The 17141-nt window shown below is 54.4% G+C and carries 18 protein-coding genes; 14 read left to right on the forward strand and 4 right to left on the reverse strand.

Going from position 1 to position 17141, the window contains the following annotated elements:
- Nucleotides 1-2 precede the first annotated feature (2 nt).
- From mreD to mreB, 3 genes are all read right to left on the reverse strand, one after another.
- Complete coding sequence (gene mreD / locus C7387_RS14900) at nt 3-491, reverse strand: rod shape-determining protein MreD (RefSeq protein WP_006818049.1); 489 nt, start codon at nt 489-491, stop codon at nt 3-5.
- Entirely contained in the window at nt 491-1519 is a 1029-nt protein-coding gene (gene mreC / locus C7387_RS14905) for a rod shape-determining protein MreC (RefSeq protein WP_006818048.1), read from the reverse strand. The genes mreD and mreC overlap by 1 nt, the downstream gene beginning before the upstream one ends.
- Nucleotides 1520-1587: 68 nt before the next feature.
- A complete protein-coding gene (mreB, locus tag C7387_RS14910; protein ID WP_006818047.1) occupies nt 1588-2631 on the reverse strand; it encodes a rod shape-determining protein MreB in 1044 nt (347 codons plus the stop codon).
- On the opposite strand from mreB, the gene C7387_RS22900 reads away from it, so the two are divergent.
- A complete protein-coding gene (locus C7387_RS22900) occupies nt 2609-2941 on the forward strand; it encodes a hypothetical protein (protein ID WP_147287520.1) in 333 nt (110 codons plus the stop codon). The two genes, mreB and C7387_RS22900, sit on opposite strands and share 23 nt — an antisense overlap.
- Here the strand turns inward: C7387_RS22900 and csrD are convergent.
- A complete protein-coding gene (csrD, locus tag C7387_RS14920) occupies nt 2938-4878 on the reverse strand; it encodes an RNase E specificity factor CsrD (protein ID WP_006818045.1) in 1941 nt (646 codons plus the stop codon). The genes C7387_RS22900 and csrD overlap by 4 nt on opposite strands.
- A 218-nt stretch (nt 4879-5096) precedes the next feature.
- Here csrD and acuI point away from each other — a divergent pair, with 218 nt between their 5' ends.
- From acuI to C7387_RS14985, 13 genes are all read left to right on the forward strand, one after another.
- Nucleotides 5097-6071 (forward strand): acrylyl-CoA reductase (NADPH), encoded by a 975-nt coding sequence (gene acuI, locus C7387_RS14925; protein WP_120816969.1) that lies wholly within the window; start codon nt 5097-5099, stop codon nt 6069-6071.
- Between the two features lie 77 nt (nt 6072-6148).
- Entirely contained in the window at nt 6149-7150 is a 1002-nt protein-coding gene (gene msrP / locus C7387_RS14930; RefSeq protein WP_120816970.1) for a protein-methionine-sulfoxide reductase catalytic subunit MsrP, read from the forward strand.
- Nucleotides 7150-7749, forward strand: a complete 600-nt coding sequence (gene msrQ, locus C7387_RS14935; RefSeq protein WP_006818042.1) for a protein-methionine-sulfoxide reductase heme-binding subunit MsrQ — start codon at nt 7150-7152, stop codon at nt 7747-7749. The genes msrP and msrQ overlap by 1 nt, the downstream gene beginning before the upstream one ends.
- A gap of 234 nt (nt 7750-7983) precedes the next feature.
- Nucleotides 7984-8436 (forward strand): type II 3-dehydroquinate dehydratase, encoded by a 453-nt coding sequence (aroQ, locus tag C7387_RS14940; protein WP_038256074.1) that lies wholly within the window; start codon nt 7984-7986, stop codon nt 8434-8436.
- Nucleotides 8437-8458: 22 nt separating this feature from the next.
- Nucleotides 8459-8920: an acetyl-CoA carboxylase biotin carboxyl carrier protein gene (gene accB / locus C7387_RS14945; RefSeq protein WP_006818040.1), complete on the forward strand. Its 462-nt coding sequence runs from the start codon at nt 8459-8461 to the stop codon at nt 8918-8920.
- An 11-nt stretch (nt 8921-8931) separates the two neighbouring features.
- A complete protein-coding gene (gene accC / locus C7387_RS14950; protein ID WP_006818039.1) occupies nt 8932-10281 on the forward strand; it encodes an acetyl-CoA carboxylase biotin carboxylase subunit in 1350 nt (449 codons plus the stop codon).
- A gap of 93 nt (nt 10282-10374) precedes the next feature.
- Nucleotides 10375-10617 (forward strand): YhdT family protein, encoded by a 243-nt coding sequence (locus tag C7387_RS14955; RefSeq protein WP_006818038.1) that lies wholly within the window; start codon nt 10375-10377, stop codon nt 10615-10617.
- A complete protein-coding gene (panF, locus tag C7387_RS14960) occupies nt 10607-12058 on the forward strand; it encodes a sodium/pantothenate symporter (RefSeq protein ID WP_006818037.1) in 1452 nt (483 codons plus the stop codon). The genes C7387_RS14955 and panF overlap by 11 nt, the downstream gene beginning before the upstream one ends.
- An 11-nt stretch (nt 12059-12069) precedes the next feature.
- Nucleotides 12070-12951, forward strand: coding sequence for a 50S ribosomal protein L11 methyltransferase (gene prmA / locus C7387_RS14965; RefSeq protein ID WP_120816971.1), 882 nt, complete (start codon nt 12070-12072; stop codon nt 12949-12951).
- 360 nt (nt 12952-13311) lie between these two features.
- Nucleotides 13312-14277, forward strand: coding sequence for a tRNA dihydrouridine synthase DusB (gene dusB / locus C7387_RS14970; protein ID WP_006818034.1), 966 nt, complete (start codon nt 13312-13314; stop codon nt 14275-14277).
- A 24-nt stretch (nt 14278-14301) separates the two neighbouring features.
- The gene (gene fis / locus C7387_RS14975) at nt 14302-14598 is read left to right on the forward strand and encodes a DNA-binding transcriptional regulator Fis (RefSeq protein ID WP_000462905.1); all 297 of its coding nucleotides are present in this window, start codon (nt 14302-14304) and stop codon (nt 14596-14598) included.
- Between the two features lie 145 nt (nt 14599-14743).
- The gene (locus C7387_RS14980; RefSeq protein WP_006818033.1) at nt 14744-14911 is read left to right on the forward strand and encodes a DUF2556 family protein; all 168 of its coding nucleotides are present in this window, start codon (nt 14744-14746) and stop codon (nt 14909-14911) included.
- Nucleotides 14912-15061: 150 nt separating this feature from the next.
- Nucleotides 15062-17137 (forward strand): putative bifunctional diguanylate cyclase/phosphodiesterase, encoded by a 2076-nt coding sequence (locus C7387_RS14985; RefSeq protein ID WP_038256084.1) that lies wholly within the window; start codon nt 15062-15064, stop codon nt 17135-17137.
- Nucleotides 17138-17141 lie beyond the last annotated feature (4 nt).

Below are 17141 nucleotides of genomic sequence, written 5' to 3' on the forward strand. Positions count from 1 at the left end.
CCTTATTGCACGGCAAATTGCTGGCGCACTTTGCGCATCAGCAGGAAAAGCCACGGCCAGAGCACTCCGTTAACTACACTACTCCAGAACACTTCCGGTCGGAAAGAGACGTTGATCACTAAAAACTCAGCCCAGAAAACAATGATATCCACTGCCAGAGACAGCAGCATCACCACCAGCGCCTGTTGCCAGAGCGCCAGGTTCCGAAACAGCTGATATTTCAGTGCAACCAGGTAAGCCACAATACTCAGGGATAAGGCGCGAACACCCAGCGTCGAACCACTGATGAGATCCAGTATGGCACCCATCACGAAACCTGTGCCAACGTTCACGCGGTGGGGCAGCGCCAGGATCCAGTAAAGCAGGATCAGGAACACCCAGTTTGGCCGGAATACTTTAAGTTCATCCGGCCAGGGCATAACCTGCAGCAACAGCGCGATAAAAAACGAGAGCCAGATGACCCAACGGCCCTGGCTACGGTAATTAGCCACTACTGCCCTCCACGAGAGAGAGGCTGCGGCTGAATGGCCGTCGGTGCCGGTGCCGGAGCGGGTGTCGCGATACCGGTTGCCGGGGCCGGCATCGGTGCCGGTGGTCCAACCGTATCCGGTGGCGGCAGCACCTGCGGCATCATCTGCATCAGACGTTCATTAGCAACGCGATGGACATCTTCCGGCGACATAGGATTCGCACCGTTACGATCGGCACCCCACAACAGCAGCAGGTAACGCAGACGCTGCAAACCAGCGGTCGGACGCGCCTGAATCACGGTATATGCACGTTGGGTATCGAGTTTCACCGAAGAGACAACCGCTACCGGATAGCCTTCCGGGAAGCGACCCCCGAGGCCGGACGTCACCAGTACGTCGCCAACGCGAATGTCGGTATTTGCTGGCAGATGTTCGAGCTGCAGGTCGTCGGTACAGCCGTTACCGGCAGCAATAACGCGGATATCGTTACGCAGAACCTGAATCGGCAGCGCGTGGGTTGCATCGCAAATAAGCAGCACGCGGCTGGTCAGCTTGGCGACGGCCACTACCTGGCCCACAACGCCCTTGTCGCTGATAACCGGTTGACCTTCATAAACGCCGTTGACGCTACCTTTGTCGATAACCACCTGATCGCTGTAGGGATCGTTGACGGTGGAGATGACCTGGGTCACCATTTTTTGCTCATCCTGGCGCAGCGGGGATCCCAGCAGTTCGCGCAGACGCGCGTTTTCCTGCTTGTATTGCCCCAGCATCAGCAGATCGCTGTTTTTCAGCAGCAGCTCCTGACGTAACGCCCGGTTTTCGAGTTCAAGTTGATCGCGTGAAGCCAACGTCTGGGAAACGCTATCCAGCATTTCACGGGGTCCGTTGGAAATAAAATAGAATGGACTGACGGCGGTATCCATGTACGTTCGAATCTGACTGAACGTACCGAGGCGGCTGTCGGCAATAATGACACCCAGCGCCACCAGCACCGCCAGGATCAGGCGAAACTGCAGCGACGGGCCACGGCTAAAAATTGGCTTCATAGGCTATGCGTATTCTCGTGTCAGTGAAGTCAGGGGAAACGGGCTCGCTTCCCCTGGCCTCAGGCCGACTACTCTTCGCTGAACAAGTCGCCGCCGTGCATGTCGATCATCTCCAGCGCCTTGCCGCCGCCACGGGCTACGCAAGTCAGTGGATCTTCTGCAACTACGACAGGAATACCTGTCTCTTCCATTAACAGGCGGTCGAGGTTACGCAGCAGCGCACCACCACCGGTCAACACCATGCCACGTTCGGAGATGTCGGAAGCCAGTTCCGGCGGGCACTGCTCCAGAGCAACCATCACCGCGCTCACGATGCCGGTCAGCGGCTCCTGCAGCGCTTCGAGGATTTCGTTGGAGTTCAGGGTAAAGCCGCGCGGAACCCCTTCAGCCAGGTTACGGCCACGAACTTCGATCTCACGCACTTCGTCGCCCGGGTAAGCAGAGCCGATTTCGTGCTTGATGCGTTCAGCGGTCGCTTCACCGATCAGGGAGCCGTAGTTACGACGGACATAATTAATGATCGCTTCGTCGAAACGGTCACCGCCGATACGCACGGAAGAGGAGTAAACCACCCCGTTCAGGGAGATGACGGCAACTTCAGTGGTACCACCACCGATATCCACCACCATAGAACCGGTCGCTTCAGAGACTGGCAGACCAGCACCGATCGCCGCAGCCATCGGTTCTTCAATCAGGAACACTTCACGGGCACCTGCGCCCTGTGCGGATTCACGGATCGCACGACGTTCAACCTGAGTTGCGCCAACCGGTACACACACCAGTACACGCGGGCTCGGACGCATGAAGCTATTGCTATGCACTTGCTTGATGAAGTGCTGCAGCATTTTCTCAGTCACGAAGAAGTCGGCGATAACGCCGTCTTTCATCGGGCGAATTGCTGCGATGTTGCCAGGCGTACGGCCAAGCATCTGTTTAGCTTCATGACCGACGGCAGCCACGCTTTTGGGTGAACCGGCACGATCCTGACGAATAGCCACAACGGAAGGCTCATTCAGTACGATGCCTTGTCCTTTCACGTAAATCAGGGTATTCGCGGTACCCAGGTCAATGGACAGGTCATTGGAAAACATGCCACGAAATTTTTTCAACATACTAAGGGATAATCCTGAAAGCTGGGGCGGAAAACAAAATCCGCTTACTTTACCAACCACACGCAGCAGCGACAAGGCGCAAAAATCATCTGCTACGGTGAAAATTAGTGCAGTTCGTTTCCTTTGTTACAAATTTGTGCCCGACTCCTTCAGCGCCGATACTCCCGGCGGCGATCCTCGCCTGCATTTGCAACCTGTCAAAGGTCAGTCACTTGCATGTTATGCTGCAATAGTCTGTCAGGTAGTCAAGCACACCCCACAAGCACAGCGCGCGTTATTCTACGTGAAAACACGCCAAACGGCAGGTTAAACAGAGTATCTTTGCGAATATTTTTTCACACTGGTGTCAAGTGGCTGTGAGCCCGCAAAAAAATCGCCCTGACCGCCAGTCACACCGCACTCCGTCAGTACCAGCCACTCGCTTCGGCTGCGTAATCCTGTGGCATAAACCTGCGTTTCGGTCCCCTTACAGGCCTCCACCAGGCTTTGCACCAACAGCTGGTTTTCACTGCGCTTTTCGATATTGCGCACCAGCCCTGGGTGTAGCTTGATAATCTCAACGTTCAGTACCTTGATCCAGTCGGTACTGACCAGCGTCAAACCCGCCTGAATCACAGCGGCGCGTACCCCCAGCGCGTTAATTAAACGCATGACCGGTTGTAAACGGCTGATATGTTGACAAACATCCGCCTCTGCAAGTTCAAAAATAATGCGCTTGCGTTGCGATTTTTCACATTGCATCAACGTATCCCGCAGCCAGCGCTGGAATCGCGGGCGGATCAGCGATTCGACCGTCACCTGTAAAGCCAGATTTTCTTCCGGCCAGAAAGATAAGAACGGCAGCAAACGCGTAATCTGTAGTCTGTCGTACTCTTCTGACAGGCCAAACTGCAAAACCATCGGCATATATTCGGCGGCAATCACCTCTTCGTTCCCATCGTACAGGCGGCACATCAGCTCGCGATGATGCACATGACCGTTACGCGTCACCGCAGGTTTTTGATAGAAGCGTGGACCACCGCGGCTCAGCATTTGCTCGATCATCGTACGCCAGCGCACGTTGCCACGCCCCTTCTCCGGCAGCGTGTCGTCGTACACGGCCCAGCTGTTGCTTCCCTGCAGAACGGCATTACGGGTTGCAGCCTCTGCATGCTCCATCACCTGATCTTTGGTCTGCCCGCTGCGCCAGGCGCAAATGCCGATATGCATCATATCTTCGCGATCGCGGATCCGGGTTGGTGGTAGCGCATCAACCGCTTTCAATAACTGGCTCGCAATGCTGTCCGCTTCTTTCAGCGTACGGTGTGGAAGCAGTACGGCGAAGTCGCTGCGGTGATAGCGCGCCAGCAACGCACCGGGGTAACGCAGCATAAAAGTCGAGAGGAGATTAATAATTGTGAAGAGGTACTCTTCGGCGGCAGTTTGCCCCCAGTTATCGCGCAGCAGATCGAAGTCTGGCAGGCGAATCATCATCACAATGCCGTGGGAGCCAACCCGCTCCTGGTCTTCCAGCAGCGTTACAAGTTGGTTATCGAAGAACAGACGATTGTTGAGCCCGGTACGGGTATCCTGCGCGGCGTAGGAACGAATGAGCGTATCCATGCGGCTGCGCTGATCGCTGGCAAACTGGATTTCTGACAGTAATTTATCCAGCGCACTACTGGTGCGTGCAGGCCATTCGTGTACCGACCCTCGCACCTGCGGACCGCGCTCACCATTAAGGATCCTGGCCGAACGCAGATCCAGCAGCTCTTGTCCTGAAAGCTGACGACGCAGCCAACGTACGGCAAAAAAGATAACCATCACCATAAAGGCAATCGCAACGGTGAGCGGCGCCGTAGTCGATAATGAGTGGAAATAGTTCACCATCGGGTCCTGATACACCATACGGATGGTCATTCCAGGATGTTTTACTGACTCAACGTCAATATTGCGAAACTGATAGCTGCTCCCCGCCGGGCGATAGCTGCTGCCGCGTGAATGATTGAAAATCGACTTATGATCAACAATGAAGTCAACGCGGACGATATCAACCGGAACCAGTAGCTCATCAAGCTGGGTATCCAGTTTATCGAAAGAGGTGGTGATCAGACGGTTATCCAGCACGGTGGCAACCGCCTGGACCCTTTTTTGCAGCTTGAGCTGAATACCGTTGTAAAAGCTGAGCGAGCACCCGACCAGCGTGACAAAAATGGCCAGACCGACCAGCAGCGTCACAAAAGCGGAAAATTTCGTCGTTAATCGCATCCCTGTATTAACTCCGTTGATGAATAACCACCTGATCGATACCAGGCCCCAGGGTTAACGCTCCATAATAAGTAAGCACTAACTCGCAAAAAAGAGTACGCATACTACCAGAGCTGGTGGATCTGGCAATTTATTGCGCTACATCGGCATGACGTTTTCGTTAGCGAGTATAGTCTGCAGAAAATTTTTTCCAATCATCGCGCCATCGAGGACAGAAAATGCAGGCATTAATCTTAGAACAGCAGGACGGAAAAACGCTCGCGTCGGTACAGGTTCTGGACGAGCATCAGCTACCGCAGGGTGACGTCAGCGTCGACGTACAGTGGTCGAGCCTGAACTATAAAGATGCGCTGGCCATTACTGGTCTTGGCAAGATTATTCGCAACTTCCCGATGGTGCCGGGGATCGATTTCGCAGGCCGTGTTCACCACAGTGAAGATCCCCGTTTCCATGCCGGTCAGCAGGTGCTGCTCACCGGCTGGGGCGTTGGTGAAAACCACTGGGGCGGACTGTCGCAGCGCGCGCGAGTGAAAGGCGACTGGCTGGTTGCTATGCCGCAGGGACTCGATGCTCGTCAGGCGATGATCATCGGTACCGCTGGTTTTACCGCCATGCTGTGTGTGATGGCGCTGGAGGATGCCGGCATTCGCCCGGAGGATGGTGAGATTGTCGTGACCGGTGCCAGCGGTGGCGTGGGCAGTACCGCCGTTGCGCTGCTGCATAAGCTTGGCTATCAGGTAGCTGCCGTTTCAGGCCGTGAGAGCACCCATGACTACCTGCGCGCACTCGGCGCCAGCCGCATTCTGAGCCGGGATGAGTTCGCCGAATCTCGCCCGCTGGAAAAACAGCTCTGGGCAGGCGCGGTAGATACCGTCGGCGATAAGGTACTGGCGAAAGTGCTGGCCCAAATAAACTATGGCGGCTGCGTAGCTGCCTGCGGGCTGGCGGGCGGATTCGCGTTACCGACTACCGTCATGCCGTTTATTCTGCGTAACGTGCGTCTGCAGGGCGTGGATTCGGTGATGACCCCTGCGGTACGCCGCGCTGAGGCCTGGGCGCGCCTGGTTCGTGACCTGCCGGAATCGTTCTATACCCAGGCGGCAACCGAAATTAGCCTTGCACAAACGCCTGAATTTGCGAACAAGATAATCAGCAACCAGATTCAGGGGCGCACCCTGGTGAAAGTGGCCTAATCTTCAAATTTTTGTGACATATTCGCGTTAACCGACAGCCTCCGTCATGCTTAGAAAAAAGCCTGACGGAGGAAGTCATGAAAGCCAGAAAATTAACTGAAGCAGACGTTACCGCCGAGTCGGTTTTCAATCTGGAACGTCGCCAGATCTTAAAGATGCTTGGCATCAGCGCGACCGCACTCTCTCTTTCGACATCAGCACATGCCTCCCTCCTCAGTTGGTTCAAAGGCAACGATCGCCCGCCTGCGCCCTCTGGAAAACCGCTCGATTTCAGCAAGCCTGCACAATGGCAAAACAACCTGCCGCTCACTCCGGAAGACAAAGTCACCGGCTACAACAACTTCTATGAGTTCGGTCTGGATAAAGCCGATCCCGCCGCCAACGCCGGGTCGCTAAAAACCGATCCCTGGACGTTGACCATTAATGGTGAAGTGGCAAAGCCACTGACCCTGGATCACGATGCACTGACCACCCGCTTCCCGCTCGAAGAGCGTATCTATCGCATGCGCTGCGTCGAGGCCTGGTCGATGGTCGTCCCCTGGATTGGCTTCCCGTTGCATAAACTGTTAGCACTGGTTGAGCCCACCAGCCAGGCGAAGTATGTGGCTTTTAAAACCATCTTCGCCCCGGACCAAATGCCGGGCCAACAGGACCGGTTCATCGGTGGCGGGTTGCAATATCCATATGTTGAGGGCCTGCGTCTCGATGAAGCCATGCACCCCCTCACCATGCTGACCGTTGGTGTCTATGGTAAAGCTCTGCCGCCACAGAATGGCGCGCCAATCCGTTTAACCGTGCCGTGGAAGTATGGATTTAAGGGGATTAAATCTATTGTCAGCATCACGCTGACCCGCGAGCGTCCGCCCACCACCTGGAATCTGGCAGCCTCTAATGAATACGGTTTTTACGCCAACGTGAACCCGCATGTCGATCACCCTCGCTGGTCGCAGGCCACCGAGCGCTTTATTGGTTCCGGCGGAGTGCTGGATGTTAAACGTCAGCCGACGCTGCTGTTTAATGGCTATGCCGATCAGGTTGCTTCTTTATACCGTGGCCTGAATCTGAAGGAGAATTTCTAGTGCGATTGACCGCGAAACAGATAACCTGGCTCAAAGTGGCGCTGCACCTGGCGGCATTTTTGCCCTTTTTATGGCTGCTATGGGCAGGCAGCCACGGTGGTTTTAGCGCCGATCCGGCAAAAGATATCCAGCATTTTACCGGTAGGATGGCTCTGAAATTACTGTTAGCCACCTTGCTGATTTCCCCACTGGCGCGCTACGCTAAACAGCCTCTGCTTATCCGGACGCGCCGGTTACTGGGCCTGTGGTGTTTTGCATGGGCGAGTCTGCATCTCACCAGCTACGCGCTGCTGGAGCTTGGCATTAACAATCTGGCGCTATTAGGTGAAGAAGTCGTGCGTCGTCCGTACCTGACGCTGGGTCTGATTAGCTGGCTTATTCTGTTAGCACTTGCCGTCACTTCAACCCAGGCGATGCAGCGAAAACTGGGGCCCCGTTGGCAGAAATTGCACAACTTCGTCTATCTTGTCGCGATCCTCGCACCCATCCACTACCTGTGGTCGGTGAAGATCCTGTCGCCGCAGCCCATCATCTATGCGCTGCTCGCTATCGCCCTTCTGGCGTGGCGTTACAAGAAGTTCCGCCAGTGGTTACGCTAGTGCGTTAATCTGTGCAGCTTCCCGCAGATCTCTTATCAGCCGTGAATCTTTTGCCGATTGCGGTTGATAATCTTCCCTGATAAGACCAGTATTTAGCTGCCAATTGCTACGAAATCGTTATAATGTGCGACTTTGGTTTTCCTGACGGGGATTTTACCCCCCTGAAAGGGTGACAAGCGCACATCGAAGGTATATTTTGTTTTTTACCCGAGAATGGCAGGAGATAGCGGCACGATGGCTGATAAATTTCACATTTTGCTTTTAAACGGTCCGAACCTTAATATGCTCGGCACCCGAGAGCCAGAGAAGTACGGATCCCAGACGCTGACCGACATTGTAACGGGTTTGTCAGCAGAAGCGGCATCTCTGAATGTAGAGTTTGATCACCTGCAGTCTAACGCTGAGCACGTACTCATCGACCGAATTCATCAGGCTAAAGACAACGTTGACTATATCCTGATTAATCCGGCCGCGTTTACGCATACCAGCGTGGCCATTCGTGATGCGCTCCTGGCAGTCAGTATCCCGTTTATCGAGATTCATCTGAGCAATGTGCATGCACGCGAACCGTTCCGCCATCACTCATATTTGTCGGATATCGCCTCAGGCGTTATTTGCGGATTAGGCGCTGACGGTTATTCATACGCTTTACAGACGGCGGTAAAACGCCTGTCACAATCACACTAAACAAAGAGTACGGAACCCACTCATGGATATTCGTAAGATTAAAAAACTGATCGAGCTGGTTGAAGAATCAGGTATCTCCGAACTGGAAATTTCTGAAGGCGAAGAGTCTGTACGCATCAGCCGTAGCGCACCGAACGTGGGCTACCCGATGATGCAACAGGCTTATGCTGCACCGATGATGCAGCAGCCAGCACCGGTTGCGGCCGTCGCTCCTGCAGCAGAAGCGCCAGCTGCCGCCGCAGAAATCAGTGGTCACGTCGTACGTTCCCCGATGGTAGGTACTTTCTACCGCACTCCGAGCCCGGACGCGAAAGCGTTTATCGAAGTGGGTCAGAAAGTTAACGCAGGTGACACTCTGTGCATCGTTGAAGCGATGAAAATGATGAACCAGATCGAAGCCGATAAATCTGGCGTGGTGAAAGCGATTCTGGTCGAAAGTGGTCAGCCGGTAGAATTTGACGAGCCGCTGGTCATCATCGAGTAACGAGGCGAACAATGCTGGATAAAATTGTCATCGCTAACCGTGGCGAAATTGCTCTGCGAATTCTTCGTGCCTGTAAAGAACTGGGCATCAAGACTGTCGCTGTGCACTCCACTGCGGATCGCGATTTAAAACACGTACTGCTGGCTGACGAGACCGTATGTATCGGTCCGGCGCCGTCAGTAAAAAGCTATCTGAATATCCCGGCTATCATCAGCGCCGCTGAAATCACCGGCGCGGTGGCAATCCATCCGGGTTATGGCTTCCTGTCTGAAAACGCTAACTTTGCTGAGCAGGTTGAACGTTCTGGCTTTATCTTCATCGGCCCGAAAGCCGACACTATTCGCCTGATGGGTGACAAAGTGTCCGCGATCACCGCGATGAAAAAAGCGGGTGTTCCGACCGTACCGGGCTCTGACGGCCCGCTGGGTGAAGATATGGATGCCAACCGTGCCCATGCGAAACGCATCGGCTATCCGGTTATCATCAAAGCCTCCGGTGGCGGCGGCGGTCGCGGTATGCGCGTTGTGCGCAGCGACGCTGAACTGGCCCAGTCCATCTCCATGACCAAAGCTGAAGCGAAAGCGGCTTTCAACAATGACATGGTATACATGGAAAAATACCTGGAAAATCCTCGTCACATAGAGATCCAGGTACTGGCTGATGGCCAGGGCAATGCTATCTATCTGGCTGAACGTGACTGCTCTATGCAGCGTCGTCACCAGAAAGTGGTTGAAGAAGCACCGGCACCGGGTATTACCCCAGAACTGCGTCGCTATATCGGCGAACGCTGCTCTAAAGCCTGTGTGGATATCGGCTACCGCGGCGCGGGTACTTTCGAGTTCCTGTTCGAAAACGGTGAGTTCTACTTCATTGAAATGAACACCCGTATTCAGGTTGAGCATCCGGTTACCGAAATGATCACCGGCGTTGACCTCATCAAAGAGCAGCTGCGCATTGCCGCAGGCATGCCGCTGTCCATCAAACAGGAAGAAGTTCAGGTTCGCGGTCATGCGGTGGAATGCCGTATCAACGCCGAAGACCCGAATACCTTCCTGCCAAGCCCGGGTAAAATCACGCGTTTCCACGCGCCGGGTGGCTTTGGTGTGCGTTGGGAGTCTCATATTTACGCGGGCTACACCGTTCCGCCGTACTATGACTCAATGATCGGTAAGCTGATTTGCTACGGCGAAACTCGCGATATCGCAATTTCCCGTATGAAGAATGCGCTCCAGGAACTTATCATCGATGGGATTAAAACCAACGTTGACCTGCAGACTCGCATCATGAGCGACGAGAACTTCCAGCATGGTGGCACCAATATCCACTATCTGGAGAAGAAACTCGGACTTCAGGAAAAGTAATCTGCTAACGCAGCAAAAGGCCGGATCTTCCGGCCTTTTTTCTTTTTGGCCCCATGCGGTACAATCGCCGCTTTACTTAACCCTGGGAGCCTTATGGACAAACGTTTTGTTCAGGCACACAAGGAAGCCCGTTGGGCATTGTGGCTGACTCTCCTCTATCTTTTCGCCTGGTTAGTGACTGCTTACTTACCAGACTCCACGCTGGGATTTACCGGCCTTCCGCATTGGTTTGAAATGGCCTGCCTGCTGATGCCACTGGTATTTATTGTGCTCTGCTGGTTGATGGTGCGCTTTATCTTCCGTGATATCCCTCTGGAGGATAAGCATGCAGACTGAGATTATCGCCGTTCTGATTATCTATCTGATTGTCGTCTTCGGTTTGTCTATCTACGCCATGCGCCAGCGCAGCACAGGAACGTTCCTCAGCGAATACTTCCTCGGCAGCCGTTCTATGGGCGGGTTCGTACTGGCGATGACGCTCACGGCGACCTATATCAGCGCCAGCTCATTCATCGGTGGGCCAGGAGCGGCCTACAAATACGGTCTTGGCTGGGTGCTGCTGGCGATGATTCAGGTCCCCACTATCTGGCTCTCGCTCGGTATCCTGGGTAAAAAATTCGCTATTCTCGCACGGCGCTATAATGCGATAACGCTCAATGACATGCTGCAGGCCCGTTATCAAAGTCGGGCGGTGGTGTGGATTGCCAGCGTCAGTCTGCTGGTGGCGTTTGTCGGGGCGATTGCCGTGCAGTTCATCGGCGGTGCTCGCCTGCTGGAAACCGCGGCCGGCATTAAGTATGAAACCGGGCTGTTGATTTTCGGGGTGACGATTGCGCTGTATACCGCTTTTGGCGGCTTCCGCGCCAGCGTGCTCAACGACACCATGCAGGGCATGGTGATGCTTATCGGAACACTGGTGCTGCTGGTGGGGGTTATCTACGCAGCAGGAGGCCTGCACAACGCCGTGCAGACCCTGGAACAGATTGACCCTAAACTGGTGAGCCCACATGGCGCTGACGACATCCTGACACCGGCGTTCATGACCTCGTTCTGGGTGCTGGTGTGTTTTGGTGTGATTGGCTTACCGCACACGGCCGTACGCTGTATTTCCTACAAAGACAGTAAAGCGGTGCACCGCGGCATTATCATCGGCACTATCGTGGTCGCACTGTTGATGCTCGGTATGCACCTTGCAGGCGCGCTCGGCCGTGCTGTGCTGCCCAATCTGACCGTGCCGGATCAGGTGATCCCTACGCTTATGGTGCAGGTGTTACCGCCGTGGGCGGCAGGCCTGTTCCTGGCGGCCCCGATGGCGGCTATTATGTCCAACGTTAACGCGCACCTGCTGCAGGCCTCCGCCACTATCGTGAAAGATCTGTGGCTGAGCGCGCGCCCGGCTAAAATACATAATGAGCACCGCCTGAAGCGAATTTCCACCTGGATGACCTTTGTGCTTGGCATTTTGATGATGCTGGCGGCGTGGCGTCCACCGGAGATGATCATCTGGCTGAACCTGCTGGCCTTTGGCGGCCTTGAAGCCGTATTCCTGTGGCCGTTGGTGCTGGGGCTTTACTGGGAACGAGCAAACGCGACAGGGGCGCTCAGCGCGATGATTGTCGGCGGCGTACTGTATGCGGTCCTGGCGACCTTTAAGATCCAGTACCTGGGCTTCCACCCGATTGTGCCCTCGCTGCTATTGAGTTTATTGGCGTTCCTCATCGGTAACCTTTTCGGTCGACCGGTAGCGGAAGCCCCTATTTTGACTACTGATAAATAAAGAGTTTTGCCATGCCTTGGATCCAAATGAAACTGAACACGACGGGTGCGAACGCAGAAGAGCTGAGCGACGCGCTGATGGAAGCTGGCGCCGTGTCGATTACTTTTCAGGATACCCACGACACGCCGGTATTTGAACCGCTGCCGGGTGAAACCCGCCTGTGGGGCGATACCGACGTTATCGGCCTGTTCGACGCCGAATTTGATATGAAAGAAGTGGTCGCGATCCTTGAGCATCATCCGCTGCTGGGTAGCGGATTTGTGCATAAGATCGAACAGCTTGAAGACAAAGACTGGGAGCGCGAATGGATGGATAACTTCCACCCTATGCGCTTCGGTGAGCGCCTGTGGATCTGCCCGAGCTGGCGCGACGTGCCGGATGTCAACGCCGTTAACGTGATGCTCGATCCGGGCCTGGCGTTCGGGACCGGTACCCACCCGACCACCTCGCTGTGTCTGCAGTGGCTTGATGGGCTCGATCTTGCGGGTAAAACCGTGATCGACTTCGGCTGCGGCTCCGGGATCCTCGCGATCGCCGCGCTGAAGCTGGGTGCGGCTAAAGCGATTGGTATCGATATCGATCCGCAGGCCATTCAGGCGAGCCGTGACAACGCCGAGCGTAATGGCGTGTCTGAACGTCTGGAACTGTACCTGCCAAAAGACCAGCCAGAGGCGATGAAAGCCGACGTGGTGGTCGCCAATATTCTGGCGGGCCCGTTACGTGAGCTGGCACCGTTAATCAGCGTGCTGCCGGTTGAGGGCGGTTTACTGGGACTTTCTGGCATCCTGGCAAGTCAGGCCGACAGCGTTTGCGAAGCCTACGCCGAACTCTTCACCCTCGACCCGGTGGTGGAGAAAGAGGAGTGGTGCCGGATTACCGGACGCAAGAAGTAATCAATCTTACGCGGCCTGCGGGCCGCGTTTTTGTTTCCAGTAGCCGCCGAATGATTCATAGAAATGCGAGCGAGATCGCATTACGATGCACTTTTTCGTTCACAAAAACAGCGTTTTGTTCGGCAATAATGCCTCTGCGGATAATAAAAAATGAGAAGTTTTACGATTTTATTATAGCGCACGAAATGACCACTTCCGATTAACGCAATGATTAATAAGACTATTTATTTTTCATCGGTTCACAGTCCCACGATTCATTGATCTGCGACAGTGGATTGCTCAAAGTTTGGCCTTTCATCTCGTGCGAAAAATGCGTAATATACGCCGCCTTGCAGTCACAGTATGGTCATTTCTTAACTCATGCGCATTGGACACCTTCAGCTCAGAAATCGCCTGATCGCAGCGCCTATGGCTGGCATTACTGACAGACCATTCAGGACGCTGTGCTATGAGATGGGAGCCGGGTTGACCGTTTCCGAGATGATGTCTTCTAACCCGCAGGTTTGGGAAAGCGACAAGTCCCGTTTACGGATGGTGCACATTGATGAACCAGGCATTCGCACCGTGCAAATTGCCGGTAGCGTACCTGAAGAAATGGCCGAGGCCGCACGTATTAACGTCGAAAGCGGCGCCCAAATTATTGATATCAATATGGGTTGTCCGGCCAAAAAAGTGAATCGCAAGCTTGCAGGTTCAGCCCTCTTGCAGCACCCGGAACTGGTCAAATCGATCCTGACCGCGGTCGTCAATGCAGTGGACGTTCCTGTGACACTTAAGATTCGCACAGGATGGGCTCCGGAACACCGTAACTGTGAAGAGATTGCCCAACTGGCTGAAGATTGTGGCATTCAGGCTCTGACGATCCACGGACGCACTCGCGCCTGTTTGTTCAACGGAGATGCTGAGTACAACAGTATTCGGGCAGTTAAGCAGAAGGTTTCCATTCCGATTATCGCGAATGGTGACATTACTGACCCGCTTAAAGCCAGAGCTGTACTGGACTATACGGGGGCGGATGCCCTGATGATAGGACGTGCAGCTCAGGGAAGACCCTGGATCTTTCGGGAAATCCAGCATTATCTGGACACTGGGGAGCTGCTACCCCCACTGCCTCTGGCAGAGGTTAAGCGCTTACTTTGCGCGCATGTTCGGGAATTGCATGACTTTTATGGCCACGCAAAAGGGTACCGAATTGCACGCAAACACGTCTCCTGGTATCTCCAGGAGCACGCTCCAAATGACCAGTTTCGGCGCACATTCAACGCCATTGAGGATGCCAGCGAACAGCTGGAGGCGTTGGAGGCATACTTCGAAAATTTTGCGTAATAGAAATAAAGAGCTGACAGAACTATGTTCGAACAACGCGTAAATTCTGACGTACTGACCGTTTCTACCGTTAACTCTCAGGATCAGGTAACTCAAAAGCCCCTGCGTGACTCGGTTAAACAGGCACTGAAGAACTATTTTGCTCAACTGAACGGTCAGGATGTTAATGACCTGTATGAGCTGGTACTGGCTGAAGTAGAACAGCCCCTGTTGGACATGGTGATGCAATACACCCGTGGTAACCAGACCCGCGCTGCCCTGATGATGGGCATCAACCGCGGTACTCTGCGTAAAAAACTGAAAAAATACGGCATGAACTAAGTCTGTTTATGGCGGATAAAAAGGCGCTCTTCGGCATGGGGAAGCGCCTTTTTTATTACCTCTCCTCAACTATCTCCCCCTTTCCTGTCCCTAAATTTCGTGTATATTGCCTGCCATTCTTCCTCATCATTTCAGGGTTTCGAACATGCTGCGCAAATATGGATGGGTCGTTCTTTTTGCTATCTTTATGTTCCTTTTCGATACTCTGATCATGCAGTGGATTGAGCTCATCACCGCCGAGTCCGCGCGCTGTCGCGATATGGATTCCGTCAACCCGCTTAAGCTCGTGAAGTGCTCAACGCTCGAGAACTGACACTGCCTGAAGGCGAGCTGTAGCGACATTTCCCATTGAAAAATCAGGGTCTTAAATCCCTTTGAGACACCTGCTGTCGGTGGTAAGGTCTCAGCCCGCATAGACTATCGCGCTTTCATCGCGTTTCACTGTGAATGAGTTGAAGACATCATGCTCGTTAGCCACTACGACCACATCCTTGTAGCCGTCTCCTTCCTGGTTGCCATCCTGGCGTCTTATACCGCACTGAATATGGCTGGAAGAGTGTCGATAAGCAGCGGCAGAACAGCCTATGTCTGGCTTATTGGTGGCGGTTGCTCGATGGGGGTGGGGATCTGGGCGATGCACTTCATCGGCATGCTGGCGATGGACCTCTCGATGCGTATCAGCTACGACAGCACGTTAACCGCGCTATCGCTGGTCATTGCCATCAGCGCCGCCCTGTTTGCCCTGTGGCTGGTCAGTACAGAGCAACTACGTCTGCGGCGTTTGCTCCCCGGCGCTCTGATTTTAGGTGCCGGTATTTCAGCTATGCACTATACGGGCATGGCTGCGATGGAGGTGGTGCCCCGCATCGTCTGGGACTGGCGCTGGGTAACGCTATCTATCATTATCGCCTTAGTGGCCTCTCTGGCAGCACTATGGTTAACCTTCCGTTTGCGCCATGAAGCGGCACAGGTAGCGTTAATGCGCCTGGGTGCCGCCGTACTAATGGGGATCGCCATCGCAGGGATGCACTATACCGGGATGATGGCGGCTCAGTTTCCACCGCATATGGCGATGCATCACGATGGCGTAAACAGCAGCTGGCTGGCGATTCTGGTCAGCGTCATCACGCTGTTCATCCTTGGTATTACGCTGCTGGTTTCCTTGCTGGATGCACGTCTTCAGGCGCGCACTTCCCTGCTTGCCTCTTCGCTGGCGGAAGCGAATAAAGAGCTCGCCCAGCTGGCGCTGCAGGATACGCTGACTCGCCTGCCGAATCGTATTCTCTTCGAGGACCGGCTCGAGCAGGCTATGAGTAAAGCCGACCGCGAAGGCACGCCGTTTGCGCTGCTGTTTATGGATCTCGATGGTTTTAAGGCGGTCAACGACGCCTTCGGGCATGATGTGGGTGACAAGCTGCTGGTCGCGGTCACCGAGCGCCTGCACCAGCCGCTGAAGGGTCAGTACACGCTGGCTCGGATCGGCGGCGACGAATTTGTGCTGATCGCTGAAATCAGCGCCCCGGATGATGCCGCCTCTCTCGCCAATTCGCTGGTTCATATCATCGATGAACCCTTCAACATTGAGCCCTACGAACTGGTGGTGACGCTGAGCGTCGGCATCGCAATTTATCCCCATGATGGTCATAACGAACGCGAGCTGATGTTCAATGCCGACGCCGCGATGTATCACACTAAGCATACTGGCCGGAATGGATACCATTTTTTCCAGCCATCGATGAACAACCTTGCCCAGCGTCAGCTGCAGTTGATGAACGACCTGTGGTTGGCGCAGGAGCGCCAGGAGCTGCATCTGCTGTACCAGCCTAAATTCATCGCGCCAGCAGGCCCGGTCGTGGGCTTTGAGGCGCTGCTACGCTGGCAGCATCCGCGACAGGGTTTACTCACACCAGAAGAGTTTCTGCCATTAGCGGAAAAAACCGGGCTTATCATTCCCATTGGTAATTGGGTTATCGACGAGGCCTGCCGCCAGCTCAAAATCTGGCGCGATCGTGGGCACCTTGACTGGACCATGGCGGTGAACCTGTCAACGCTGCAGTTTGAGCATGAGAATTTAGTCAGCAACGTGATGGGTAGCCTGCATCGCCACAATGTACCACCAGAGATGCTGGTCCTTGAGGTAACAGAAACGACGGCGATGACCAATCCGGAACAAAGTGTCGAAGTTCTCACCCGGCTCACTAATCTCGGCGTTAAGGCGTCGATTGATGACTTCGGTACGGGTTATTCCAGCCTGCTGTATCTCAAGCGCCTGCCCGCATGTGAGTTGAAAATCGACCGGGCATTCGTCAACGAACTCAGTGAAACCGGTGAGGATGCGACAATTGTTTCTGCAATCGTGGCGCTGGCGAAGACGCTCAATCTGAAGGTCGTTGCTGAAGGCGTTGAGACGGAGGCGCAGCAGAAATTCCTGACCCAGCTTGGCTGCAATACCCTGCAAGGCTTCCTGCTTGGCAAACCGGTGCTGCCAGAAGAGATTGCCGATACGCCTCTCCCCCATCGTAAAGAGAACGACTCATGACGCG

The organism is Yokenella regensburgei (assembly GCF_003634235.1).
GTDB classification, from domain to species: Bacteria; Pseudomonadota; Gammaproteobacteria; order Enterobacterales; family Enterobacteriaceae; genus Yokenella; species Yokenella regensburgei.

Excerpts from the sequence above, each read along its gene's own strand:
- mreC (WP_006818048.1), bottom strand. The coding sequence starts at position 1,519 with ATGAAGCCAATTTTTAGCCGTGGCCCGTCGCTGCAGTTTCGCCTGATC.
- C7387_RS22900 (WP_147287520.1), top strand. The coding sequence starts at position 2,609 with ATGCCACGAAATTTTTTCAACATACTAAGGGATAATCCTGAAAGCTGG.
- mreB (WP_006818047.1), bottom strand. The coding sequence starts at position 2,631 with ATGTTGAAAAAATTTCGTGGCATGTTTTCCAATGACCTGTCCATTGAC.
- csrD (WP_006818045.1), bottom strand. The coding sequence starts at position 4,878 with ATGCGATTAACGACGAAATTTTCCGCTTTTGTGACGCTGCTGGTCGGT.
- acuI (WP_120816969.1), top strand. The coding sequence starts at position 5,097 with ATGCAGGCATTAATCTTAGAACAGCAGGACGGAAAAACGCTCGCGTCG.
- msrP (WP_120816970.1), top strand. The coding sequence starts at position 6,149 with ATGAAAGCCAGAAAATTAACTGAAGCAGACGTTACCGCCGAGTCGGTT.
- aroQ (WP_038256074.1), top strand. The coding sequence starts at position 7,984 with ATGGCTGATAAATTTCACATTTTGCTTTTAAACGGTCCGAACCTTAAT.
- accB (WP_006818040.1), top strand. The coding sequence starts at position 8,459 with ATGGATATTCGTAAGATTAAAAAACTGATCGAGCTGGTTGAAGAATCA.
- accC (WP_006818039.1), top strand. The coding sequence starts at position 8,932 with ATGCTGGATAAAATTGTCATCGCTAACCGTGGCGAAATTGCTCTGCGA.
- C7387_RS14955 (WP_006818038.1), top strand. The coding sequence starts at position 10,375 with ATGGACAAACGTTTTGTTCAGGCACACAAGGAAGCCCGTTGGGCATTG.
- panF (WP_006818037.1), top strand. The coding sequence starts at position 10,607 with ATGCAGACTGAGATTATCGCCGTTCTGATTATCTATCTGATTGTCGTC.
- prmA (WP_120816971.1), top strand. The coding sequence starts at position 12,070 with ATGCCTTGGATCCAAATGAAACTGAACACGACGGGTGCGAACGCAGAA.
- dusB (WP_006818034.1), top strand. The coding sequence starts at position 13,312 with ATGCGCATTGGACACCTTCAGCTCAGAAATCGCCTGATCGCAGCGCCT.
- fis (WP_000462905.1), top strand. The coding sequence starts at position 14,302 with ATGTTCGAACAACGCGTAAATTCTGACGTACTGACCGTTTCTACCGTT.
- C7387_RS14980 (WP_006818033.1), top strand. The coding sequence starts at position 14,744 with ATGCTGCGCAAATATGGATGGGTCGTTCTTTTTGCTATCTTTATGTTC.
- C7387_RS14985 (WP_038256084.1), top strand. The coding sequence starts at position 15,062 with ATGCTCGTTAGCCACTACGACCACATCCTTGTAGCCGTCTCCTTCCTG.